This is a genomic window from Streptomyces sp. NPDC055189, assembly GCF_053606765.1.
Genome location: NZ_JBSGSG010000075.1, coordinates 15,557 through 38,450, shown reverse-complemented (window position 1 = coordinate 38,450; position 22,894 = coordinate 15,557). Strand labels below are relative to the sequence as shown.

22 protein-coding genes and 1 tRNA gene are annotated in these 22,894 nt (G+C 69.0%); 10 read left to right on the top strand and 13 right to left on the bottom strand.

What is annotated here, in order from left to right:
* The first annotated feature begins 31 nt into the window (after nucleotides 1–31).
* Genes ACWFR3_RS35990 through ACWFR3_RS35975 form a run of 4 tightly spaced genes read left to right on the top strand, consistent with a single transcriptional unit; the run spans nucleotide 32 to nucleotide 2,969 of the window.
* On the top strand, nucleotides 32–193 hold the full coding sequence (locus ACWFR3_RS35990) for a hypothetical protein (protein ID WP_383284977.1): 162 nt from the start codon (nucleotides 32–34) through the stop codon (nucleotides 191–193).
* On the top strand, nucleotides 190–843 hold the full coding sequence (locus ACWFR3_RS35985; protein WP_453738902.1) for an aminodeoxychorismate/anthranilate synthase component II: 654 nt from the start codon (nucleotides 190–192) through the stop codon (nucleotides 841–843). The genes ACWFR3_RS35990 and ACWFR3_RS35985 overlap by 4 nt, the downstream gene beginning before the upstream one ends.
* Nucleotides 840–2,186: a class E sortase gene (locus tag ACWFR3_RS35980; RefSeq protein WP_453738901.1), complete on the top strand. Its 1,347-nt coding sequence runs from the start codon at nucleotides 840–842 to the stop codon at nucleotides 2,184–2,186. The genes ACWFR3_RS35985 and ACWFR3_RS35980 overlap by 4 nt, the downstream gene beginning before the upstream one ends.
* A gap of 24 nt (nucleotides 2,187–2,210) precedes the next feature.
* A complete protein-coding gene (locus tag ACWFR3_RS35975) occupies nucleotides 2,211–2,969 on the top strand; it encodes a class E sortase (protein WP_453738900.1) in 759 nt (252 codons plus the stop codon).
* Between the two features lie 251 nt (nucleotides 2,970–3,220).
* Here the strand turns inward: ACWFR3_RS35975 and ACWFR3_RS35970 are convergent, their stop codons facing one another.
* The 7 genes from ACWFR3_RS35970 to ACWFR3_RS35940 form a co-directional block, all read right to left on the bottom strand.
* Nucleotides 3,221–3,559: a peptidase inhibitor family I36 protein gene (locus ACWFR3_RS35970; protein ID WP_453738899.1), complete on the bottom strand. Its 339-nt coding sequence runs from the start codon at nucleotides 3,557–3,559 to the stop codon at nucleotides 3,221–3,223.
* Nucleotides 3,560–3,753: 194 nt separating this feature from the next.
* Complete coding sequence (gene pknB / locus ACWFR3_RS35965; protein ID WP_453738898.1) at nucleotides 3,754–5,742, bottom strand: Stk1 family PASTA domain-containing Ser/Thr kinase; 1,989 nt, start codon at nucleotides 5,740–5,742, stop codon at nucleotides 3,754–3,756.
* A gap of 168 nt (nucleotides 5,743–5,910) precedes the next feature.
* Nucleotides 5,911–7,368 carry a peptidoglycan D,D-transpeptidase FtsI family protein gene (locus ACWFR3_RS35960; protein ID WP_453738897.1) on the bottom strand — a complete coding sequence of 486 codons (1,458 nt, stop codon included), beginning with the start codon at nucleotides 7,366–7,368 and terminating at the stop codon, nucleotides 5,911–5,913.
* Nucleotides 7,365–8,789: an FtsW/RodA/SpoVE family cell cycle protein gene (locus tag ACWFR3_RS35955; protein ID WP_453738896.1), complete on the bottom strand. Its 1,425-nt coding sequence runs from the start codon at nucleotides 8,787–8,789 to the stop codon at nucleotides 7,365–7,367. The genes ACWFR3_RS35960 and ACWFR3_RS35955 overlap by 4 nt, the downstream gene beginning before the upstream one ends.
* A 26-nt stretch (nucleotides 8,790–8,815) precedes the next feature.
* Complete coding sequence (locus ACWFR3_RS35950) at nucleotides 8,816–10,354, bottom strand: Stp1/IreP family PP2C-type Ser/Thr phosphatase (RefSeq protein ID WP_453738895.1); 1,539 nt, start codon at nucleotides 10,352–10,354, stop codon at nucleotides 8,816–8,818.
* Between the two features lie 120 nt (nucleotides 10,355–10,474).
* Entirely contained in the window at nucleotides 10,475–10,999 is a 525-nt protein-coding gene (locus ACWFR3_RS35945; protein ID WP_453738894.1) for an FHA domain-containing protein FhaB/FipA, read from the bottom strand.
* 10 nt (nucleotides 11,000–11,009) lie between these two features.
* The gene (locus tag ACWFR3_RS35940; RefSeq protein ID WP_453738893.1) at nucleotides 11,010–11,909 is read right to left on the bottom strand and encodes an FhaA domain-containing protein; all 900 of its coding nucleotides are present in this window, start codon (nucleotides 11,907–11,909) and stop codon (nucleotides 11,010–11,012) included.
* A gap of 413 nt (nucleotides 11,910–12,322) precedes the next feature.
* On the opposite strand from ACWFR3_RS35940, the gene ACWFR3_RS35935 reads away from it, so the two are divergent.
* The 4 genes from ACWFR3_RS35935 to ACWFR3_RS35920 all read left to right on the top strand — a co-directional run bounded on the left by ACWFR3_RS35935 (nucleotide 12,323) and on the right by ACWFR3_RS35920 (nucleotide 15,627).
* A tRNA-Leu gene (locus ACWFR3_RS35935) sits at nucleotides 12,323–12,409 on the top strand.
* 258 nt (nucleotides 12,410–12,667) lie between these two features.
* Complete coding sequence (locus ACWFR3_RS35930; RefSeq protein ID WP_453738892.1) at nucleotides 12,668–14,155, top strand: DUF2252 domain-containing protein; 1,488 nt, start codon at nucleotides 12,668–12,670, stop codon at nucleotides 14,153–14,155.
* 153 nt (nucleotides 14,156–14,308) lie between these two features.
* On the top strand, nucleotides 14,309–15,193 hold the full coding sequence (locus tag ACWFR3_RS35925) for a hypothetical protein (protein ID WP_453738891.1): 885 nt from the start codon (nucleotides 14,309–14,311) through the stop codon (nucleotides 15,191–15,193).
* Nucleotides 15,194–15,279: 86 nt separating this feature from the next.
* Nucleotides 15,280–15,627 carry a rhodanese-like domain-containing protein gene (locus ACWFR3_RS35920; RefSeq protein WP_453738890.1) on the top strand — a complete coding sequence of 116 codons (348 nt, stop codon included), beginning with the start codon at nucleotides 15,280–15,282 and terminating at the stop codon, nucleotides 15,625–15,627.
* A 43-nt stretch (nucleotides 15,628–15,670) separates the two neighbouring features.
* Here the strand turns inward: ACWFR3_RS35920 and ACWFR3_RS35915 are convergent, their stop codons facing one another.
* From ACWFR3_RS35915 to paaA, 6 genes are all read right to left on the bottom strand, one after another.
* Nucleotides 15,671–16,804, bottom strand: a complete 1,134-nt coding sequence (locus tag ACWFR3_RS35915) for an acyl-CoA dehydrogenase family protein (RefSeq protein WP_453738889.1) — start codon at nucleotides 16,802–16,804, stop codon at nucleotides 15,671–15,673.
* A 162-nt stretch (nucleotides 16,805–16,966) separates the two neighbouring features.
* Nucleotides 16,967–18,043, bottom strand: coding sequence for a 2Fe-2S iron-sulfur cluster-binding protein (locus ACWFR3_RS35910; RefSeq protein WP_453738888.1), 1,077 nt, complete (start codon nucleotides 18,041–18,043; stop codon nucleotides 16,967–16,969).
* The gene (gene paaD, locus ACWFR3_RS35905; RefSeq protein ID WP_453738887.1) at nucleotides 18,043–18,552 is read right to left on the bottom strand and encodes a 1,2-phenylacetyl-CoA epoxidase subunit PaaD; all 510 of its coding nucleotides are present in this window, start codon (nucleotides 18,550–18,552) and stop codon (nucleotides 18,043–18,045) included. Before paaD ends, ACWFR3_RS35910 begins: the two co-directional genes overlap by 1 nt.
* Entirely contained in the window at nucleotides 18,546–19,295 is a 750-nt protein-coding gene (gene paaC, locus ACWFR3_RS35900) for a 1,2-phenylacetyl-CoA epoxidase subunit PaaC (RefSeq protein ID WP_453738886.1), read from the bottom strand. The genes paaD and paaC overlap by 7 nt, the downstream gene beginning before the upstream one ends.
* On the bottom strand, nucleotides 19,292–19,582 hold the full coding sequence (paaB, locus tag ACWFR3_RS35895; RefSeq protein ID WP_453738885.1) for a 1,2-phenylacetyl-CoA epoxidase subunit PaaB: 291 nt from the start codon (nucleotides 19,580–19,582) through the stop codon (nucleotides 19,292–19,294). Before paaB ends, paaC begins: the two co-directional genes overlap by 4 nt.
* On the bottom strand, nucleotides 19,579–20,577 hold the full coding sequence (gene paaA, locus ACWFR3_RS35890; RefSeq protein ID WP_453738884.1) for a 1,2-phenylacetyl-CoA epoxidase subunit PaaA: 999 nt from the start codon (nucleotides 20,575–20,577) through the stop codon (nucleotides 19,579–19,581). Before paaA ends, paaB begins: the two co-directional genes overlap by 4 nt.
* Nucleotides 20,578–20,802: 225 nt before the next feature.
* Here paaA and ACWFR3_RS35885 point away from each other — a divergent pair, with 225 nt between their 5' ends.
* Together ACWFR3_RS35885 and ACWFR3_RS35880 are read left to right on the top strand one after the other, a co-directional pair.
* Nucleotides 20,803–21,657, top strand: a complete 855-nt coding sequence (locus ACWFR3_RS35885; RefSeq protein ID WP_453738883.1) for a DUF5819 family protein — start codon at nucleotides 20,803–20,805, stop codon at nucleotides 21,655–21,657.
* Complete coding sequence (locus ACWFR3_RS35880) at nucleotides 21,654–22,889, top strand: HTTM domain-containing protein (RefSeq protein WP_453738882.1); 1,236 nt, start codon at nucleotides 21,654–21,656, stop codon at nucleotides 22,887–22,889. Before ACWFR3_RS35885 ends, ACWFR3_RS35880 begins: the two co-directional genes overlap by 4 nt.
* The last annotated feature ends 5 nt before the right edge of the window (nucleotides 22,890–22,894 follow it).

Genomic DNA, 22,894 nt, shown 5'->3' with positions numbered 1-22,894 from the left:
TCTGGTGCCGTACGGCTACGGAAGGGACGGCATGTACGGCTGGATCTGGCGGCATCTGCCGGGAAACGCATGGGTGAGGGCGCTGCTTTCGCTGATGCTCGTCTTCGCTGTGGTCTACGTGCTCTTCCAGTACGTCTTCCCCTGGGCCGAGCCGCTGCTCCCCTTCAACGATGTGACGGTGGACGGCCAGTGAGTACCGACGGACGCCCGACCCGCATCCTCGTCGTCGACAACTACGACAGCTTCGTCTTCAACCTCGTCCAGTACCTGTACCAGCTGGGTGCGGAGTGCGAGGTCGTGCGCAACGACGAGGTCGAGCTGCGCCACGCGCAGGACGGCTTCGACGGCGTCCTGCTGTCGCCCGGACCCGGCACGCCCGAGCAGGCAGGCGTCTGCGTGGACATGGTGCGGCACTGCGCCGGCACCGGGGTGCCCGTGTTCGGCGTCTGCCTCGGCATGCAGTCGATGGCGGTGGCGTACGGCGGAGTGGTGGACCGCGCGCCGGAGTTGCTGCACGGCAAGACGTCTCCCGTGGTGCACGAGGGCAAGGGCGTCTTCGCCGGCCTTCCGTCGCCGTTCATCGCGACGCGTTACCACTCGCTCGCTGCCGAGCCGGCCACGGTTCCGGCCGAGCTCGAGGTGACCGCGCGTACGCAGGACGGCATCATCATGGGCCTGCGCCACCGTGAACTGCCGGTCGAGGGCGTGCAGTTCCACCCCGAGTCGGTGCTCACCGAGCACGGCCACCACATGCTCGCCAACTGGCTGGTGGAGTGCGGGGACGCCGGGGCGGTCGGTCGGTCGAGTGGTCTTGCCCCGGTGGTGGGCAGGGCCACGGCGTGACCGCCTTGCGCCCCGAGCGCGATTCCTCAGGCCTGCCGTACGACGACCAGTACGCGTCGTACGGGGAGCAGGGGGCGTCCGAGGAGCTCGGGGCGTTCGAGGCGGCCGTGGACCACCTCGCCGACCCGCTGACCGATCCGCTGCCGGGTCAGCACCCTTCGCCGTGGTTCCGCAGCGGGCCCGCCGAGCCGGAGCCGCAGCCGACCCCGCAGCCGGAGCAGCGGCAGGAGCAGGAGTGGTACGACCCCGCGGGGTACGCCCGCGACTGGCAAGGGGTGCGGGAGCCGACGTACGAGGAGCTGTACGGCGCGTACGCCCCGCAGCAGCCGACTCCGGCGTACGAACCGATACCGGAGGCCGTGCAGCCGCAGCCACGCCCCCAGCCGCCGGTGGACGACGAGACGGTAGGGCTGCGGACGGCGGACACGCGCCGAATAGTCGATCCACACTCCGATCCGCACTCTGAATCACACTCTGAATCACACTCCGAATCGCACTCCGAATCGGACCCCGAGCAGGAGCGCCCCCCGGAGCGCCCCGCGGAGGGTGGCCGGGCCGCCCGCCGCAAAGCTGCCAAGAAGGGCGCTCCCCGCGCCGCCACAGGCTCTGCGGGAGCATCGGCCGCCCCTCTCTCCCGCGTGGAGGCCCGCCGCGCCGAGCGCGCCCGCAGGCCCTCCGCCGGCGCCGTGCTGAGCCGGGGCATCGGTGAACTGTTCATCACCGTGGGCGTGCTGATGCTGCTCTTCGTCACGTACCAGCTGTGGTGGACGAACATCCGCGCCCATCAGCAGGCCAACGGCGCCGCCAGCGACCTCCAGGAGGAGTGGGCGAAGGGCAAGGGCAAGCCGGGCGCCTTCGAGCCGGGACAGGGCTTCGCGCTCCTTCACATCCCCCGCCTCGACGTGGTCGTGCCGATCGCCGAGGGCATCGACAAGTCGAAGGTCCTGGACCGCGGCATGGTCGGCCACTACAACGAGGGCGGCACCAAGACGCCCATGCCGGACGCCAAGAAGGGCAACTTCGCGGTCGCCGGGCATCGCAACACCCATGGTGAGCCGTTCCGGTACATCAACCAGCTCGAACCGGGCGATCCCATCATCGTGGAGACGCAGGACAAGTACTTCGTCTACAAGATGGCGAGCATCCTGCCGCAGACCCAGCCCAGCAACACCTCGGTGATCGGTCCTGTCCCTCCGGGGTCGGGCTTCACCAAAGAGGGCCGGTACATCACACTGACCACCTGCACCCCGGAATTCACGAGTAAGTATCGAATGATCGTCTGGGGCAAGATGGTCGAGGAACGACCGCGCAGCAAGGGCAAACCGAGCGCGCTCGTCAATTAGAACGGTGAGAACGGGGCGGAACCAGTGGCAGCCACGACCGACAACGACGAGGAGCAGACCGAGGAGCGGTCCGAGGAGCAGGCCGAAAAGCCCGCGCCCTCCCGCACACCACGGCCACGGGGACGCGGCCCCATCGCCGCGGCGGTCAGCGTCTTCGGCGAACTCCTCATCACCGCGGGCCTGGTGCTCGGCCTCTTCGTCGTCTACTCCCTGTGGTGGACCAACGTCGTCGCGGACCGCGAGGCGCACAAGCAGGGCGACAAGGTGCGCGACCGCTGGGCGGGCGGCCCGGGGGCACTGAACACCAAGGACGGCATCGGCTTCCTCCACGTCCCCGCGATGGGCGGCGAAATCCTGGTCACCAAGGGCACGAGCAGCAAGGTGCTCAACCACGGTGTCGCCGGTTACTACGAGGACCCGATCAAGTCGGCTCTCCCGCAGGACAAGGAAGGCAACTTCACGCTGGCCGCGCACCGCGACGGGCACGGCGCGAAGTTCCACAAGATCGACAAGATCAAGAAGGGCGACGCGATCGTCTTCGAGTCCCGGGACAAGTGGTACGTCTACAAGGTGTACTCGACGCTCCCGGAGACGTCGAAGTACAACGTGAACGTCCTGAACCCGGTCCCGAAGGAATCGGGCGCGAAGAAGCCGGGCCGCTACATCACCCTGACGACGTGCACGCCGGTCTACACGTCCAACTACCGCTACGTGGTCTGGGGCGAGCTGGAGCGCGTCGAAAAGGTCGACAACAAGCGCACGCCGCCGGCCGAGCTTGGCTGAAGGCAACACGATGTGGAAGGCCCGTAGTCGCAACATCCTCTTGCGACTACGGGCCTTCCACCGCCTTCGTGACGCTACCTCAGTGTCGCCCGTGTCCTGTTACGGCGTCCCAGATCTCCGACTGCCGTCACCTCGGCGTGAACTACCCTGTGGGCGTGCCGAGGCATGGAACGAAGGTGGACAACGCCCGACTGGGGGGACAGAAAATTATTCACCGAATCCCCGAGTCGCAGAATCCATGGGGTGGGGAGCTAAAGCCTCTTGTAGCTGTGAACAGCGAAGCCCGATTGAGCATCCAGATTGGTAAAATCCCAATACGAGTCGTAATGGGTGTCCGACGCGCAATTCTTATCCGGATAGTATCGGACCTTGTGGTCGTTCTTATGCTCCACTGACCGCACCCGGACGTCGAGGTAGCATGTTCCTTTATGGAGTCCCGAAGTCGTCTTCTGGCCTGCATAGTTCTTCCCTGACCAGGTGCACATCTTAGATGAGCAGGACGGGGCTGCATAGGCAGAGTTTGCGACGCCGACGACGAGGGTCCCGGAAAATACAGTCGCGAGTAGCGCCGTGGTGATCTTCTTGTTCATTATCCCCCTAGGTTGAGGTGACAGTTATTGATTTGGTCGTGTCACCTACCTCAATAATGCCAGAGAAGCGTAGCACGAGGGGAGATTGCTCTCCTAGTGGAGGCTGGATTCCTCTATTCTTTGACGGAATACAGTGCAGCCCTGACCTGCTTTAAGTGAGCGGGCCAGGGCCTGTATCTCGTGCGTCGTTGGGGTCAGTCCTCCTCGTTACGGGAGAAGCCCATGCCGCCTTCGATGAGACCGCCTCCGTTGCCCCCGCCGTTGTCGCCGTTGTTCCCGCCTGCCGTGGTCAGGTTGACCGCGCTGCCGGGTTCGGCCTCTTCGTTGGCGGAGGGCTGGGAGAGGACCACGAGGGCGTTGTCGTCCTGCGGGCCGGTGATGGTGCCGACCGTCAGACCCGCGTCCTCGATGGCCTTGCGGGCGTCCTTGAGCTTCTGGCCGGCGAGGGTGGGCACGGTGGCCTTCTCGGGGGCCTTGGCGACCTTCAGCGTGACCGTGGAGTTCGGGTCGGCCTCGGTCTGCGGGGCGAGGCTCTGCGAGAAGACCTTGCCGGGGTCGACGTCGGCGTTCTCTTCTTCCTCGCACGTACCGACGAGGTCGTTGCTCTCCAGTTGGGCCTTGGCCTCGTCGCAGGTCTTGCCGGAGACGTCGGGGACCACGGACTTGGCGGCCTCCTTGGCTACCTCAAGGGTGATCTTGCTGCCCTTCTCCACCTCGGTACCGAAGACCGGGTCCGAGTCGAGGACCTCGTCCGGCGTACCGGAGGACTCCACAGGCTTGATGTTCACGTCGAACTGGTACTTGTCGCTCTGGAGCTTGTCCGTGGCGGCTTCGACGTCCAGGCCGACGACCTTCGGCACCGCGACCTTCCGCGCCCCCGTGGACACCGTCACGCTGATCGTGTCGCCCTTGGTGACCGTGGCGTTCGCGCCCGGGTCCTGGGCGCAGATCTCGCCCTTCGGGTACTTCTCGCACGGCTTGTGCTCGGAGTCGTCGAGCACGAGATCCACGTTCTTGGCCGACTTCTTGGCGTCGGCGAGCTTCTCGCCGACGAAGTTGGGGGCCTTGATCGAATCGCTGCCGCCGCCCCCGGTGAAGGCCCACTTCCCGATCAGGATCGCGCCCACCAGGACAAGGAGACCCGCGACCACCAGGAGGATCGTGGAGGTGTTGCTCTTCTTCGGGCGGCGGCGCGAGTGGTCGTCGTAGCCGTCGTCCGGGCCGACCGGCGGCATCATCGACGTCTGGCCGCCGCCGTTCTGCGGGCGCAGCATCGCCGTCTGCTGGTCGTCCGGGTGGCCGCCGTAGCCGACCGCGCCCATGGCGGCGGTCGCCTGGACGGGCTGGCCGTCGAGGCAGGCCTCGATGTCGGCGCGCATCTCGTCGGCCGACTGGTAGCGGTAGTCCGGGTCCTTGGTGAGGGCCTTCAGGACGATGGCGTCCATCTCCGGCGTGATCTCGCCGTCGAAGACGCTGGGGGCCTGCGGCTCTTCCCGTACATGCTGGTAGGCCACCGCGACCGGGGAGTCGCCCACGAACGGCGGGCGCACCGTGAGGAGTTCGTAGAGCAGGCAGCCCGTCGAGTAGAGGTCGCTTCGCGCGTCCACCTGCTCGCCCTTGGCCTGCTCCGGCGAGAGGTACTGCGCGGTGCCGATGACCGCCGCCGTCTGCGTCATCGTCATCCCGGAGTCGCCCATGGCGCGGGCGATGCCGAAGTCCATGACCTTGACCTGGCCGTTGCGCGTCAGCATGACGTTCGCGGGCTTGATGTCGCGGTGGACGATGCCGTTGCGGTGCGAGTACTCCAGAGCCTGGAGGATGCCGATGGTCATCTCCATGGCGCGCTCGGGCAGCAGCTTGCGCCCGGAGTGCAGCAGCTCACGCAGGGTGGACCCGTCGACGTACTCCATCACGATGTACGGGATGGAGACCCCGTCCACGTAGTCCTCGCCGGTGTCATAGACCGCGACGATCGCAGGATGGTTGAGCGAGGCGGCCGACTGGGCCTCACGGCGGAACCGGGCCTGGAACGACGGATCACGCGCGAGGTCGACCCGCAGCGTCTTCACCGCCACGGTGCGTCCGAGGCGGGTGTCGTGCGCGAGGTAAACCTCCGCCATCCCGCCTCGGCCGAGCACCTGGCCCAGCTCGTACCGCCCGCCGAGGCGACGCGGCTCTTCCATAGCTATTCCAGCCCTCTCCGTCAGTCCTGACCGCACCCTTGTGTGGTCCGGCGGTGTGCTGTCCGGGCATACCGTACCCGGCTCGCCTTACGAGACCCGGCCGCCACCGTCACCCGATACAGGACCGGTATCGCAACGTGCACTGATGTGAAGAAGCCGTGACGCGGGTCACTTCTTGCTGTCGAGAACCGCCTGCATCACGCTCTTGGCGATGGGGGCGGCCAGACCGCCACCGGAGATGTCGTCGCGGCCCGCCTTGCTGTCCTCGACGACGACGGCGACGGCCACCGGCGAACCGGAGTCGGTCTTGGCGTAGCTGATGAACCAGGCGTAGGGGTTCTCGCTGTTGTCGACGCCGTGCTGGGCCGTACCGGTCTTGCCGCCGACGGTCACGTCGGGGATCTTGGCGTTCGTGCCGGTGCCGTCGTTGACGACCGTCTCCATCATGTCCTGGAGCTTCTGCGCGTTCTCCTCGGAGAGCGGCCGGCTCATCTCCTTGGGCGAGTGCTTCTCGATCACGTCCAGGTTCGGCGCCTGCAGCTCGTCGACCATGTACGGCTCCATCAGCTTGCCGTCATTGGCGATGGCCGAGGCGACCATGGCCATCTGCAGCGGCGTCGCGGCCGTCTCGAACTGGCCGATGGAGGAGAGCGCAGTCTGCGGCCTGTCCATCTTCTCGGGGAAGACGGATGCGTTCGAGCGGACCGGCACGAACTGCTCCGCGTTGAAGCCGAACTTCTCGGCCGTCTCGGTCATCTTGTCCTTGCCGAGGTCCGAGCCGATCTTGCCGAAGACGGTGTTGCAGGACACCCGCAGTGCCTCACGCAGCGAGGCGTTCTTGCAGGGGATGTTGCCCTCGTTCGGCAGCGGCTGTGTGGTGTCGGGCATCGTCCAGGGCAGCGGGGACTTGGTGGGCGCGTCGATGTCGTCGTACAGACCGTGCTCCAGGGCCGCCGCGGCGGTCACCGCCTTGAAGGTGGAGCCCGGCGGGTACGTCTCGCGCAGCGCGCGGTTGAGCATCGGCTTGTCTTTGTCCTTGTCCAGCTTCTGGAAGGCCTTGCCGTCCGCACCGGCGAAGGTGGAGGGGTCGTACGACGGCGCGGAGGCCAGCGCCAGGATCGCGCCCGTGGACGGGTCGATCGCGGCGACCGCACCCTTGCCGAGGCCCTTGAGGCCGTTGTACGCGGCCTTCTGCGCGGAGGTGTTGAGGGTCGTGACGACGTTGCCGCCCTCCTTCTTCTCGCCGGTCAGCATGTCCAGGCTGCGGCGGAAGAAGAGACGGTCGTCGTTACCGGTCAGGATGCCGTCCTCGATGGACTCCAGCTGGGTCGCGCCTACGCTCTGCGACGCGAAGCCGGTGACCGGGGACCACATGGAGCCGTTCGAGTACGTCCGCTGGTACTTGAGGTCGTTGCCGTCGCCCGACTCCTTGGAGCCGGTGACCGGCTTGCCGTTCACGATGATGTTGCCGCGCGGGGTGGCGTAGCGCTCGATGGTGACGCGGCGGTTCTTCTCGTCCTTGGCGAGAGTGTCCGCCTGGACGTACTGGAGCCAGTTGTCCCGGACGATCAGGGCAAGGATGAGGAACCCGCAGAAGACCGCGATCCGGCGCAGGGGCTTGTTCACGGTCGGACCACCTGGGTCATCTCGGCGTCGGGGTTCGGGGCGGGGGCGGGCGCCGGTCGGCGCGCGGTATCGCTGATGCGGATGAGGATTCCGATCAGCGCCCAGTTGGCGATCACCGATGATCCGCCGTACGCGAGGAAGGGCATGGTCATACCGGTCAGCGGGATCAGGCTCATGACGCCGCCGGCGACCACGAAGACCTGGATGGCGAAGGCGCCGGACAGACCGATCGCGAGCAGCTTGCCGAACGGGTCGCGGGCGGCGAGGGCGGTGCGCACACCGCGTTCCACGATCAGGCCGTAGATCATCAGGATCGCCATGATTCCGGCGAGGCCGAGCTCCTCGCCGAAGGTGGCGAGGATGAAGTCCGAGTTGGCGGCGAACTTGATGAGGTCGGAGTTGCCCTGGCCGAGGCCGGTCCCGAGCGTGCCGCCGGAGCCGAAGGCCCACAGGGCCTGCATGGCCTGCTCGGAGTGGCCGACCACACCGTCCTGGCTCAGCGTGTACTCGCGCATGGGGTCGAGCCACGCGTCGACGCGCTGCTTGACGTGCGGCTCGAAGGAGGCGACGCCGACCGCGCCGACCGCGGACATCAGCAGACCGAACACGATCCAGCTGGTGCGCTCCGTGGCGACGTAGAGCATGACGACGAACATGCCGAAGAACAGCAGGGACGTACCGAGGTCCGTCTCGAAGACCAGGATCAGGATCGAGATGATCCAGACGACCACGATGGGGCCCAGGTCACGGCCACGCGGCAGGTACAGGCCCATGAAGCGGCGGCTGGCCAGGGCCAGGGCGTCGCGCTTCACCATGAGATAGCCCGCGAAGAAGATCGCGATGACGATCTTCGCGAACTCACCGGGCTGGATGGAGAAACCGCCGACGCGGATCCAGATCTTGGCGCCGAACACGTTCATGCCGAGGCCGGGGACCAGGGGCAGCAGCAGCAGGATGATGGCGCCGACCATCGAAATGTACGTATAGCGCTGCAGGACGCGGTGGTCCTTGAGGAAGATGAGGACGCCGACGAACAGGGCGATGCCGATCGCGGAGTACATCAGCTGGTTCGGCGCCGCGGCACTGAAGTTGGGCAGCTGTTGCAGCCGCTTCGACTGGTCGAGTCGCCAGATGACGACCAGACCGAGGCCGTTGAGCAGCGTCGCCAGGGGCAGCAGCAGCGGATCGGCGTACGGCGCGAACTTGCGCACCACGAAGTGCGAGATGCCGGCGAGGAGACCGAGCCCCGCCCCGTACCCGAGCATGCCTGTGGGCAGTTCGCCGTCGATCGCCAGGCCTACGTTGATGTAGGCGAACAGCGGGATGACGACGGCGAACGCGAGGAGCGCGAGCTCGGTGTTGCGCCTGCTCGGCGCCCCGATCGCGCCGATGGTCGACGTATGTGTAGTGCTACTGCTCATGGCGTGCAAAGGCCCCCAACGGCTGCTTACTGCTTACCGCACAGTGGGACCAGCTTCTCCTCGTCCTCGGAGAAGCTGGGGCCGGGTGTGGGAGTCGGTGCGGTCTTGGACTTGTTCTTGTCGGTCGTGTCGTTCTTGTCGTTCTTGTCCGCCGGGTCGGTCGGATCGTCGGTGGGAGCCTTGGCGGCCAGGCCGGTCGTGCCGCCCGCCTCGCCCTCGCCGGGCTTGGCGTTCTCCCGCTCGGCCTTGCGGCGCTCGGCTTCCTTCTCGCAGGCCGAAGCCTGCAGACCCAGCTCCTCGATCTTGCTCTTGGCGTCGTCGCGGTTGCCCTCGGCGATGGTCGCCTCGACCTGCTTGCGCTGGTACGGCGGCAGGTACTTGAGTTCGATCTTGGGGTAGTCCTCTTCGACCTTCGACAGGCTGACCCACGCGAGGTCCTGGTCGATGCCGCGGTACAGAGCGACGTTGTTCTCGTTCGTGCCTACGAAGTACTGGGTCTGGGTCCAGCGGTAGCCGCCGTACAGGCCGCCGCCGATGACCGCCAGGGCGAGCACGGTGTAGAGCGATCTCTTGAGCCACTTGCGGCCGCCGCCGCGCTTCACGAAGTCCTCGTCGCTGTACGCGCCGAAGTTCGACTCGGGAACGTACCCCGTCGTGTCACCGCTGCCGGGCGGCCCGAAGCCGCCTCCGGAGGGCTGCGGCGGCACCGGACGGCCGAGGCCGGACGCGCGGCCCGCAGGGGTCTGCATGGCGCCGTCGTCCTGCGCCTGGAGCTGGTTCTCGGCGACCGCGCCGACGACCACGGGGGTGTCGGAGAGCTGTCCCGCGAGGGTGTCGCCACTGTCGATGTCCAGGACATCGGCGACGATCACCGTGATGTTGTCGGGGCCGCCGCCGCGCAGCGCGAGCTGGATGAGCTCCTGCACGGTCTCCTGGGGGCCCTGGTAGCTCGCGAGGGTGTCTTCCATCGTCTGGTGCGAGACGACGCCGGAGAGACCGTCCGAGCAGATCAAGTAGCGGTCGCCGGAGCGGACTTCACGGATGGAGAGGTCCGGTTCGACGTGCTCACCACTGCCGAGCGCGCGCATCAGCAAGGAGCGCTGCGGGTGGGTGGTGGCTTCTTCCTCGGTGATCCGGCCCTCGTCGACGAGACGCTGCACCCAGGTGTGGTCCTGGGTGATCTGCGTCAGGACGCCGTCCCGCAGGAGGTAGGCACGTGAGTCGCCGACGTGCACGAGGCCGAGGCGCTGACCCGTCCACAGCAGGGCGGTCAGGGTGGTCCCCATGCCCTCGAGCTGGGGGTCCTCCTCGACCATCAGGCGCAGTTGGTCGTTGGCCCGCTGCACGGCGGTGCCGAGCGACGTGAGGATGTCCGATCCCGGTACGTCGTCGTCGAGGGTGACGAGCGTCGAGATCACCTCGGAGCTCGCCACCTCACCCGCGGCCTGGCCCCCCATGCCGTCGGCGATCGCGAGGAGACGCGGACCGGCATAGCCGGAGTCCTCGTTCCCCTCCCGGATCATGCCTTTGTGCGATCCGGCGGCGAAGCGCAAAGACAGACTCATGCGCACCTCGCCCGTCGGCTCCGGGTACATCCGCACGGTGCCCACCCTCCGGTCGGGAGCGCGCTGGCGTCCAGTGTGTGGACCGCGTCGGCTCGCTCGCTCCGCTCGCTCATTGTCGTACTACTTCCGCAGCTCGATGACGGTCTTGCCGATGCGGATCGGCGCGCCCAGCGGAACGGGCGTCGGGGTGGTGAGTCGGGTCCGGTCCAGATACGTGCCGTTGGTGGACCCGAGATCCTCGACGATCCACTGGCCGTCACGGTCCGGGTAGATCCTGGCATGCCTGCTTGACGCGTAGTCGTCGTCGAGCACGATCGTCGAATCGTGTGCCCTGCCCAGCGAGATCGTCTGGCCCTGCAGGGCGACCGTCGTGCCCGCCAGGATCCCTTCGGATACGACCAGCTTGCTGGGGGCGCCACGGCGCTGCCGCCCGCCGCCCTGCTGCTGGCGCTGGGGAGGCGGTGTTGCCGCCTGCTGTTGCTGGCGTGCGGCCTGCTGCGGTCGCGCGTTCTCACGGCGCGAGCCGCGCTGTGTGACGCGCGTACCGAACAGGTCGCTGCGGATGACCTGGACGGCCACGATCACGAACAGCCACAGAACGGCTAGGAAACCCAGCCGCATGACCGTCAGGGTCAGCTCTGACATTGCCCCCGCTTCACCCTTCGGCTTGCCGGTAAACGATGGTGGTTTGGCCCACGACGATCCGCGAGCCGTCGCGGAGCGTAGCGCGGGTGGTGTGCTGCCCGTCTACCACGATGCCGTTGGTAGACCCGAGATCCTGGATCGTCGAGGGCGTTCCGGTCCGGATCTCACAGTGCCGGCGCGATACGCCGGGGTCGTCGATCCGCACATCGGCGTCGGTGCTGCGTCCCAGCACCAGCGTCGGGCGGGAGATCTGATGGCGATTGCCGTTGATCTCGATCCAGCGCCGCACCTGCGCACCCGGAAGAGGCCCTGCGCCGGGCCCCGCGCCTTGCCCCTGGGGGCGGCTCGGTGCCGGTGAGGCCCCGCCGGGACGGCCGCCGGGCGGCGGCGAGGCGGGCATGGGGGGAGGCGCGCTGGAGGGCTGTGGGTAGCCGTAGCCGCCGCCTGCGCCGCCCGCGGGGGGGCCGGCGGGCCGCTGGCCGGCACCGCCGGGGCCCGAGGGGCCGCCGGGAGCGCGCTCCGGGCTCTGCGAGGTGCTGGACGCGAGCGTGCGGCTGCGCACTCGGTACAGACCCGTGTCGAGATCCTCGGCCTTCTCCAGGTGGACCTTGATGGGGCCCATGAAGCTGTACCGCTGCTGCTTGGCGTACTCGCGGACCATCCCGGAGAGCTCGTCGCCGAGCTGCCCGGAGTAGGGGCTCAGGCGCTCGAAGTCGGGCGCGCTGAGCTCCACGATGAAGTCATTGGGAACGACGGTCCGCTCGCGGTTCCAGATCGTCGCGTTGTTGTCGCACTCGCGCTGCAGGGCGCCGGCGATCTCGACGGGCTGGACCTCGGACTTGAACACCTTGGCGAAGGTGCCGTTGACGAGACCTTCGAGTCGCTGCTCGAACTTCTTCATGACTCCCATGGGGCACCTCCTCCGTCGTAGTCATCCTGGTACTGCTTACTGATCGTATCCACGCGCCGGGAAATCGGCTGGTTCCCCCTGTCCGCCCAGTCGATGAGTGTCGCCTCTCACAAGGCATGCCCGCACCAGGGTTCCGGGATCCTTCCGGGTTCCTCTCAGGCTCCTCTACCAGGGATCGTAGAGGGGGCCTCAAACCAGTGTCCCGCACCCGAGTGCGGAGCTTCGCCGTGTACGGCGGAAGTCGGTCGGTCCTGCCCTCATCTCTACGGATCACCTGGGCAGGTGCCCCCGAATACGGATGTGAATCCACCCTCTCCAGCGTGCTAATCTTCTGGATGTCGGAAGGCGCCCGCACCAAACAGTGTTCGCACACAGTGTTTGCACGGCGGTGAGGGACCCAGGGCAACACCCATGCGCGGGTGGCGGAATAGGCAGACGCGCTGGATTCAGGTTCCAGTGCCCGAAAGGGCGTGGGGGTTCAACTCCCCCCTCGCGCACCATGTGGAGCGGGTCTCCACCAGGATGAAAGTCCTGGTGGGGGCCCGCTTCTCGTTGTGCCGGGGCGGCTCTTGCTCGGGTCCTGGTGGCGGGGTGCTTGGTGCGGTGATGTATGTCACTGGCGGCTGTTCGGGGCGCCGGGTTGTCCACAGGCTGTGGGTTGTCCACAGGCGCTGACGCCTTTCGGCGCCCGGCGGTACCTTCATGCCAGGTGAGGCCCAGAAGGGCCTGCCTGTGCGGTCCGGACGGTGGGGGTGGTCATGGCGGGGATCAGCGGTGCGCGGCTGCCGTACGTGGAGGGGTTCGCGGAGTGGGGGGCGCGGGGGCCGGCGGGGGCTGCGGGGGCTGCGGGGTCGGGGGCTCCGGAGGCGTCGGGGGTTTCAGGGGCTTCGGGGGGTTCGCCGAAGCGGGAGGGGAAGGCGCTGCGGGCGCGCGTCAGCCGTGCCTCGCACGAGTGGTTCGTTGAGGACGACGACCGCCCCGGCCCGGTCGAGGCCGTGGAGGAGACCAACCGCAGCAGGCTCCCCGAGCTGACGCCGATCCGCGTGGGCAGGATGGCCGCTTCCCCCTTCGCCTTCATGCGCGGCGCCGCCGGTCTGATGGCGTACGACCTCGCGCGCACCCCTGTCACGGGGATAGGCGCCCAGATATGCGGTGACGCGCACGCGGCGAACTTCGGCCTGTACGCGGACGCGCGGGGCGGGCTCGTCATGGACCTGAACGACTTCGACGAGACGGGGCACGGGCCCTGGGAGTGGGACGTGAAGCGGCTCGCGGCCTCCCTCGTGCTCGCGGGGCGCGAGGCCGGGGCGAGCGAGGACGCCTGCAAGGAAGCGGCGTTCGACGCGGTGGGGGCGTACCGCCGCACGATGCGGCTGCTCGCGAAGCTGCCCGCGCTCGACGCGTGGAACGCCATCGCGGACGAGGAGTTGGTCTCGCACACGGACGCGCGGGATCTGCTCGGGACCCTGGAGAGCGTCTCCGAGAAGGCCCGGCACAACACGAGCGCCCGGTTCGCCGCCAAGTCGACCGAGCGGGTCGAGGGCGAGGGCGGCTGCGCGGCGCGGCGGCGCTTCGTCGACGCGCCTCCGGTGCTGCGTCGGATACCGGACGCGGAGGCTGCCGAGGTCGCCCGCGCGCTCGAGGAGTACGTGAGCACGCTGTCCGAGGACCGGCTGCCGCTGGTCGCGCGGTACGCGATACAGGACGTGGCGTTCCGCGTCGTGGGTACGGGGAGCGTGGGCCTGCGGTCCTACGTCGTGCTGCTCCTCGACCACCGGGGCGAGCCGCTGGTGCTCCAGGTCAAGGAGGCGCGGCCCTCCGTACTGCTTCCGCATCTGCCCACGGCGGGCTTCGAGGTGCCTGAGGTCGCGCACGAGGGGCATCGGGTGGTGCTCGGGCAGAAGCGGATGCAGGTGGTCAGCGACTTCCTGCTGGGGTGGACGACGGTGGCCGGGCGGGCCTTCCAGGTACGGCAGTTCAGGAACCGCAAGGGCAGCGTGGACCCGGCGGCACTGGCCGCCGACCAGATCGACGACTACGGCCGGATGACCGGAGCCCTGCTTGCCCGCGCGCACGCGCACAGTGCCGACCCGCGGCTGATCGCGGGGTATGTCGGAAAGAACGAAGAGCTGGACACGGCGGTGTCGGCGTTCGCGGTGGCGTACGCGAACCGTACGGAGGCGGATCACGGCGAGCTGGTGCGTGCGGTCAAGGAGGGGCGGGTGGCTGCGGAGGCGGGGGTGTGAGGAGAGGGACGCGCCGGGGTGCGCGGTGGGGGTGCCGTGCTGTGAGGGCTGTGTCCGGTTGTGCCGGGGTGTGGGGGCGCCGCGCGGGCGGGGCTGTGACGGGTGGGGATGCCGTGCGGGCGGGGCTGTGGCGTGGTGGCCTACGCTGGACGGGTGACGACCCCGGAAGCCGAGCCGACGCTGCCCCAGACGCCTGATCCCGATCCTGATCCCGGGACCGCTGGTCGTGAAGCTCCTGACGGGGCGGCGGGGCAGGATGGCGCCGCGCGGCCCGAGGAGCGGCTTGAGAAGGCGGTCCGGGCGGCCGAGCAGGCGCTGATCGAGTACGAGATCGCCGTCGAGACGTTCCGGGTCGAGGTGGAGAACTTCTCCCGGCTCCATCACCAGAAGCTCGGCCCGATGTACGCACGCCTCGACGAGCTGGACGCGGAGATCGCCGAGGCCCTCGCGGCCCGCAGCGGTGACCCGGAGGACCGGCGCAAGGCGGACGAGGCGCGGGCGCGGGTCATGCCGATGCCGGGCGTCGAAGAGCTGTTCCACGGCTGGATGGACGGTGACGGCCTCTATCCGGAAGCCGCCGCGATGCTGACCGATCAGTCGGTGCGGCCGCCGCAGCGGGTGCGGCCCAGCGACGAGGCCCGCAAGCTCTACCGCGAGCTCGTCCGCAAATCCCACCCCGACCTGGCCCAGGACGACCAGGAGCGCGGCCGCCGGGATGAGTTCATCACGCGGGTGAACGCCGCCTATGCCCGTGGTGACGAGGCCTTGCTGCGGGAGCTGTCCGATGAGTGGGCCGCGGGGCCGGTGCCCGAGCAGCGGTGGCCGAACAAGAGCGAAGAGCTCTACGCACGCCTCGAGTGGCTCTCCCAGCGCAAGGAACTGCTCACCCTGGTCGCCCGGGAGCTGGAGGAAGGGGCGATCGGCGCGATGCTGCGGATGGCGCCGGACGATCCGGACCAGCTCCTGGACGAGATCGCCGAGCAGCTCCTTGCGCAGGTCACCGAGCGCGAGGCCGAGCTCGCGCGGCTGAGCTCTTAGCCGGGCTTGCGCGGCTGAGCGCTTGGCCGGGCTTCTGCGGCTGACCTCTTAGTTGACCCCTCGGGCCGTCGGGTAGCGTCAGGGACATGGCTTTCGGATCTCACGTGCCCACGGTCGGTGTCGACGACCTCGCGAGCGGCGACTTTCTCCTTGACGTCCGTGAGGACGAGGAATGGCAGGCGGGCCACGCCGCGGGTGCGTTGCACATCCCGATGAGCGAGTTCGTCTCGCGCTTCGGCGAGTTGACGGAGGCCGCGCCGCAGGACGGCAAGGTCAACGTCATCTGCCGGGTCGGCGGACGGTCGGCGCAGGTCGCCATGTACCTCGTCCAGCAGGGGATCGACGCCGTGAACGTCGACGGCGGCATGCAGAGCTGGGAGGCCGCGGGCCGGCCCGTCGTCGACGACAAGGGCCAGCCGGGCACCGTGGTCTAGTTCGGCCCGAGCCTTTGAGGGCTGCTGCTTCAGCTCTGCTGCCTCAGCCGAGGGGGTGGGCGGCGAGCAGGTCGCCCAGGATCTCCTCGTGCGCCGCTGCCGGGCCGAGGGACAGCTCGAGCTGCTTGGCCCACGCGTGATAGCGGTGCAGGGGGTAGTCGGTGTCGGAGCCGAAGCCGCCGTGCAGGTGCTGGGCCGTCTGTACGACCCTGCGTACCCCGTCCGACGCCCAGATCTTGGCGACGGACACATCGCCCGTGGCGGGCAGGGCGCCGCTCGCACCGGTGCCGATGCGCCAGGCGGCCTGCCAGAGGGTGACCTCCATCGCGCGCAGGTCGATGTAACGGTCGGCCGCCTGCACCGCCACGGCCTGGAAGGTGGCCACGGGGAAGCCGAACTGCTCGCGCTTTCCGGTGTATTCGCTGGTCATGCTCAGCACCGCTTCGCCGAGGCCGAGCGCGAGGGCACAGGTCCCGGTGGTGAGCAGATCGCGCAGCCACTCCCAGGCGCCGTCGGCCTCGATGACGTCGGAGCCGGCGATTCGTACCGAACTCAGGCTGAGCTCGCCGAGGCGCTCACCGCTCGTGGACACCTGCTCGGCGAGACCGAGGCCCTCGTGGACGCGGGGGACCAGGGCGAGGACGGACCTGCCGGCGGATGTGTGGGCGGGCACGACGATGTGGTCGGCGGTCTGCGCCCAGGGCACGGCTGTCTGCGTGCCGTCGAGCAGCCAGCCGTCGCCGTCCTGCCGGGCGGTGACGGAGAGTTCGGCGGGGTCGTGCCCGCTGCGGCCGTTCGCCGCGACGGTCAGGACGAGCTCTCCCCGGCCGGCCTTCGGCAGGATGCGCTGCTTCAGCTCCGCGCTGCCGTACGTCCGCACGGCGTACGCGGCTGCGCTGCTCTCCAGGAGCGGGACCCGGGCGAGCTTCTTCGCCGATTCGCGCAGGACCAGGCAGAGCGCGGTGGCGTCCAGGCCCGCACCGCCGTGCTCGGGGTCGAGGAGCAGGCTCAGGAGGTCGGCTCCGGCGAGCTTGGCCCACAGCGCGCGGTCGAAGTCCTCGGCGACGGCGCCCGGCACGAGGGCGGGGCTCGGCACTCCGTCGGCGGCGACGGAGGCGAAGACCGCCTTCGCCGCCTCGACGGCCGCCTGCTGTTCCTCGGTGAAGGTGAAGTCCACTGCTTGTCCTCCCGTGCACCGGCCCGACGGCTCTGTATCTGAGGCGCCTGCTGTCTCTGAGGCGCCCGCTGTTACGCCCACTGTTTCTGACGGGTCGTCAAGATAGAACAGGTTCTATGGGAAGGGAACAGCGCCGGGGCGGGCAGTACGGGTACGGGCGTCTCAGCGGTCGAAGTCCAGCTCCACCGTGTCCGTGGCCGGATGCGACTGGCACGCGAGCACGTACCCCGCCTCTGTCTCTTCCGGCTCCAGCGCGAAGTTGCGGTTCATCCGCACCTCGCCCGAGACCCGGAAGGCCCGGCAGGTCCCGCACACGCCGCCCTTGCAGGCGTACGGAGCGTCCGCGCGGTTGCGCAGAACCGTGTCGAGGAGGGACTCCCCGTCCTGGACCGGCCAGGTGCCGGAGCGGCCGTCGAGCGTCACCGTCACGGTGCTGTTCGCGGGGGCGGCCGAGGTGGTGGCGGGCGCCGGTGAGGTGAGGCCGTCGTCCACGTGGAATATCTCCTCGTGGATGCGCTCGCGCGGCACGCCCAGGCGGCGCAGGGTCTTCTCCGCTCCCTGGACCAGGCCGAAGGGGCCGCACAGGAACCAGCCCGCCACCTCGTCGACGGGCAGGAGCGCGGGCAGCAGGCTGCCGAGCCGCTCCTCGTCGAGCCGTCCGGAGTCGAGCCCCGATTGCTGCTCCTCGCGGGAGAGCACCGTGACCAGCTGGAACCGCTCGGGCCAGCGGTCCTTGAGGTCGGCGACCTCCTCCAGGAACATCGTCGAGGCGGCGCTGCGGTCGCTGCGGACGAGGCAGAACGTGGCGCTCGGGTCGCGCTCCAGGAGCGTCGTGACGATGGAGAGCACCGGAGTGATCCCACTGCCGCCGACCACTGCCGCATAGCGTCCGGGCGCCGGTTCGAGCGTGAAGCGGCCGGCCGGGGTCATCACATCGAGCTCATCGCCGACGGCGACTTCCTTCAGGGCGTAGGTCGAGAAGGCGCCGCCCTCCACGAAGCGCACCCCGACCCGCAGGGTCTCCGGTTCTGAAGGGCGCTCGGGGTGGGGCGCCGGGGCGCAGATCGAGTACGTACGCCGGATCTCGGTGCCGTCTACGAAGCGGCGGACGGCGAGGTGCTGGCCCGGTGCGTACCGGAACTCCTCGCGCAGTGCGGGCGGCACAGCGAAGGTCAGCGCCACGGAGTCGTCGGTGAGCTGCTCGACGGCCGCTACCCGGAGCTGGTGGAAGCGTGCCATCACAACTCCTTGAAGTGGTCGAACGGTTCACGGCAGGAGACGCATCGGCGCAGGGCCTTGCAGGCCGTCGACGAGAAGCGGCTGAGCAGCTCGGTGTCGGTCGAGCCGCAGTGCGGGCAGCGGACCGAGAGGGTGAGCGGTATCGGCCCGGCGCCGCTGCCGGGTCCGTCGACGCTGTGCGGGCGCGGGGGCGCGATGCCGAACTCCGCCAGCTTGCGACGGCCCTCGGCGCTGATGTCGTCCGTCGACCAGGCGGGGGAGAGCACGGTGTGCACGGAGACCTCCGCCATGCCGCGCTCGCGCAGGACCTGCTCGATGTCGGCCGTCATGGCCTCTATGGCCGGGCAGCCGGTGTACGTGGGGGTCAGCTCGACGTCGACCTTGCCGATGCCGCGGACACGGACCCCGCGCAGCACCCCGAGCTCGGCCAGCGTGATGACCGGCAGCTCCGGGTCGGGCACGGAACCCGCGAGGGCGAGGAGCTCATCCTCGAGCGCGGTGGTCACCATGACGCCCCCGGATGGCTGCGGTGCAGATGCTGCATCTCGGCGATCATCCGCCCGAAGGACTCGGTGTGCAGGCCCTGGCGCCCCGCGCCCGCCGCCCAGGCCCCTTCCTGCGGGCCGGTGGGCACGGTCAGGGTCGCCTTCTCGATGACGGCGGTCACCGAGGCCGTCCAGCTCTCACGCAGCGCCGGCCAGTCGACGCCCGGGGAGCCATCCACGCCGTCGAGGCCCTCCACGGGCTGGAACATCTCTCCGGTGAACCGCCAGAGCGCGTCGAGTCCGCGCTCCATCCGCTCATGGCTCTCCGGTGTCCCGTCGCCGAGCCGCAGCGTCCACTGCTCCGCGTGGTCCTGGTGGTAGGCGACTTCCTTGACCGCCTTCGCCGCCAGCGGGGCGAACGTGCTGTCGCCGCTCGCCAGCTGGCCGTACAACAGGGTTTGGTAGGTGGAGAAGTAGAGCTGGCGGGCGATGGTGTGGGCGAAGTCGCCGTTCGGCTGCTCGACCAGCTGGAGGTTGCGGAAGGCGCGCTCCTCGCGGAGATAGGCCAGCTCGTCCTCGTCCCCCGCCAGGGAGAGCAGGACGCGTGCCTGGCCGAGCAGGTCGAGGGCGATGTTCGCCAGGGCGACCTCTTCTTCGAGGACGGGCGCGTGGCCCGCCCACTCCCCGAGGCGGTGCGAGAGCACCAGTGCGTCATCGCCCAGGGCGAGGGCGGCGGCGGTGGCCGTCGGGGTCAGTGGCGTGGTCACAGGTGCTTCACCCCCTCCGGGATGTCGTAGAACGTCGGGTGGCGATAGGGCTTGTCGCCCGCCGGTTCGAAGAAGGAGTCCTTCTCGTCGGGCGAGGAGGCGGTGATCTGAGCGGACGGGACGACCCAGATCGAGACGCCCTCGCTTCGGCGGGTGTACAGATCGCGGGCGTTGCGCAGGGCCATCTCCGCGTCCGGTGCGTGCAGGCTGCCCGCGTGGGTGTGGGAGAGACCGCGACGGGAGCGCACGAAGACCTCCCACAGCGGCCAGTCGGTCGAGCTGCTCATGCCTTCGCCTCCCCGTGCTTGGCGGCGAACGCCGCTGCTGCCTCGCGCACCCAGGCGCCTTCCTCGTGTGCGTTCCTGCGCTGGGTGATCCGTTGTTCGTTGCAGGGGCCGTTGCCCTTGAGGACCGCCCAGAACTCCGTCCAGTCGATCGGGCCGAAGTCGTGATGCCCCCGCTCCTCGTTCCACACGAGGTCCGGGTCGGGGAGCGTCAGGCCGAGAGACTCGGCCTGGGGGACGCAGATGTCCACGAAGCGCTGGCGCAGCTCGTCGTTCGAGTGGCGCTTGATCTTCCAGGTCATCGACTGCTCGGAGTGCGACGACTCGTCGTCGGGTGGACCGAACATCATCAGGGACGGCCACCACCAGCGGTCCACCGCGTCCTGCGCCATCGCGTGCTGGGCCTCGGTGCCCCGGCTGAGGGCGAGCAGCGATTCGTACCCCTGGCGCTGGTGGAACGACTCCTCCTTGCAGACGCGGATCATCGCGCGGGCATAGGGGCCGTACGAACAGCGGCACAGGGGGACCTGGTTCGTGATCGCCGCGCCGTCCACCAGCCAGCCGATCGCGCCGACGTCGGCCCAGGTCAGCGTCGGGTAGTTGAAGATCGACGAGTACTTCTGGCGGCCCGAGTGCAGCTTGTCGAGCAGCTCGTCACGGCTGGCGCCGAGAGTCTCGGCGGCGCTGTACAGATACAGGCCGTGGCCGGCCTCGTCCTGCACCTTGGCCATCAGGATCGCCTTGCGCCGCAGGGACGGGGCGCGCGTGATCCAGTTGGCTTCGGGCTGCATGCCGATGATCTCGGAGTGGGCGTGCTGCGCTATCTGCCTGACCAGTGAGGCGCGATAGGCGTCGGGCATCCAGTCGCGCGGCTCGATGCGCTCGTCGGCCGCGACCGCGGCGTCGAAGGCCGATGTGTGCGCCGCTGTGCGTGCGGCGTCGGCCGCTGCCCGGTCCGCTTCGGACCGGGCCGTCTGATGCTCGGCTGCTGTCGCCATCGCGGTCCCCCTCGACCTTTAGCTAGCTACCGACCGATCGTTCGGTTCGTCGAGTTCAATGGTGCGGCTCAGCGCCATAAGGTGTCAACCCTGTGGATAACTTCACGGACGCTGTGCCTGGCGCGCAGGCATGAGTACCGTTCCGGTGCGAAGCGGGCGGCAGAGCGTCCTGTGACGGGCAGGCCGACGTGCGCACCACCGTGCGGGAACGGGAATCGGGGCGGAATGGACGCGAACGACAACAACGCCAACGAGTCGCCGCCCCTACCCTCCGGCGCTGTTTCCCTGCCCTCCGACGCCGTGCCCCCGCCCTCCGACGCCGTTGCCGACACCGAGACCGACACCGACACCGTCGCCGACGCCCCGCCGCCGACCACCGGCATTCCGGCCGCGCCCACGGCCCCGCCCCGCAGCGGCCTCGCCGCCCTCTCCCCGCGCCATCAGGTGGCGGGCGTGCTCGCGCTGGTGCTCATCGCCGTCACGGCCTGCGTCCACGTCGGGATGCTCTTCCTCCACGTCGCCCCCTCGAACACCGTCACCAAGCAGCACGGGCAGGCCGTCGACGACTGGATCTATCCCGAGTTCGAGCAGAACTGGAAGCTCTTCGCGCCCAACCCGATGCAGCAGAACATCGCGGTGCAGGCCCGCGCCCAGTTCCGTACGGACAGCGGGACCAACGGAACCACCGGTTGGTACGACCTCTCCGCGAGCGACGGCGCCGCCATCGACGGCAATCTGCTGCCCAGCCACACGCAGCAGAACGAACTGCGCAGGGCCTGGGACTTCTACGTCGGCGCGCACGACGCGCAGAATCGTCCCAGCGGCCTGCGCGGACAGCTCTCGGAGCGCTACATCCGCCGCATCGTGGTGATGCGCGTCGACCGTGAGGAGGCCGGGGGCCCCGGAGCCACCATCGAGCGCGTCCAGGTCCGCTCCAGGACCACGAACGTGCCGCCCCCCGAGTGGAGCGACGAGAAGGTCAGCAGCAAACCGGTGCTCCGCCAGCTGCCGTGGTGGTCCGTGACGCCCGACGACATGCCCCTGGGCAAGGCCCCGAAGCCCGAGGGGGACGCCCGGTGAACCGCTTCGGCTCCCAGCTCGGGCGCGGCATCGAGCGAGTCACCGCATCCGCACTCGGCCCCTACCAGACCGCGGTGGTCCGTATCGGATTCGCCGCCACCTGGCTGCTCTTCCTGCTGCGCGAACTCCCCCACCGCCGCGAGCTGTACGGGCCCGACAGCCCGTGGAACTGGGACATGGCCCAGCAGCTCATCGCGGAGAACGACGCCTTCACGGCCCTGATGTGGTCCGACGGACGCATCTGGTTCGAGGTCGTCTACGCGCTCGCCGTCCTGAGCAGCGCTCTGCTGATGCTCGGCTGGCGCACGCGCACGATGTCCGTGCTCTTCATGATCGGCGTGCTCTCGCTGCAGAACCGCTCCATCTTCATGGGCGACGGCGGCGACAACGTCATCCACCTCATGGCCACCTATCTGGTGTTCACGCGATGCGGACAGGTCTGGTCGCTCGACGCCCGCCGAGCGGCACGCGCGCGTAGGGCTTCGGTCCGGCTGGAGGAGACGGCGGAGCCCGTCGACAAGGTCGGGCCGGTGCTGTGGTGGGTCCTCGGGCTGGGACTCTCCGTGGTGACGTTCATGGGAGAGCTCAGCGGAGGCTGGCTGCTGGTCTTCTGGGGGCTGTGGCTGGCGCACGGCCTGTGGTGGGCCGTCGGACGGCGCGCGCCCGACGGCGAAGCGCGCAGGCTGCTCGACGTGATCGTGAAGATCGCGCACAACGCCGCACTGCTGGTGATCATGGTCGAGGCGTGTCTGATCTACGCGACGGCCGGCTGGTACAAGATCCAGGGCAGCCGCTGGCAGGACGGCACGGCCATCTACTACCCGCTGCGTCTGGACTACTTCTCCCCCTGGCCGGCGCTCTCCGACCTGCTCGCCTCGCACGGCCTCATGGTGATGCTCGTGACGTACGGGACGGTCGCCGTGCAGGTCGCCTTCCCCTTCACCCTCTTCAACAGGCGGGTCAAGAACGTCCTGCTTGCCGCCATGATCTGCGAGCACGCGGTCATCGCCGTCATCCTCGGCCTGCCGTTCTTCTCGCTCGCGATGATCGCGGCCGACGCCGTGTTCCTGCCGACGTCGTTCCTGAAGCGCGTCGGCGGGTGGGTCGCCCGCGCGCGTGGAGCGCTGTTCGCGCGATTCCCGCGCCGCCGCACGGTGCCGGGGCAGCGCACGCAGGACGCGGAACCGGCCGGGGAAGCCGCCGAGCACGCGCGCGTAGGCTTCCCCTCATGAACGGG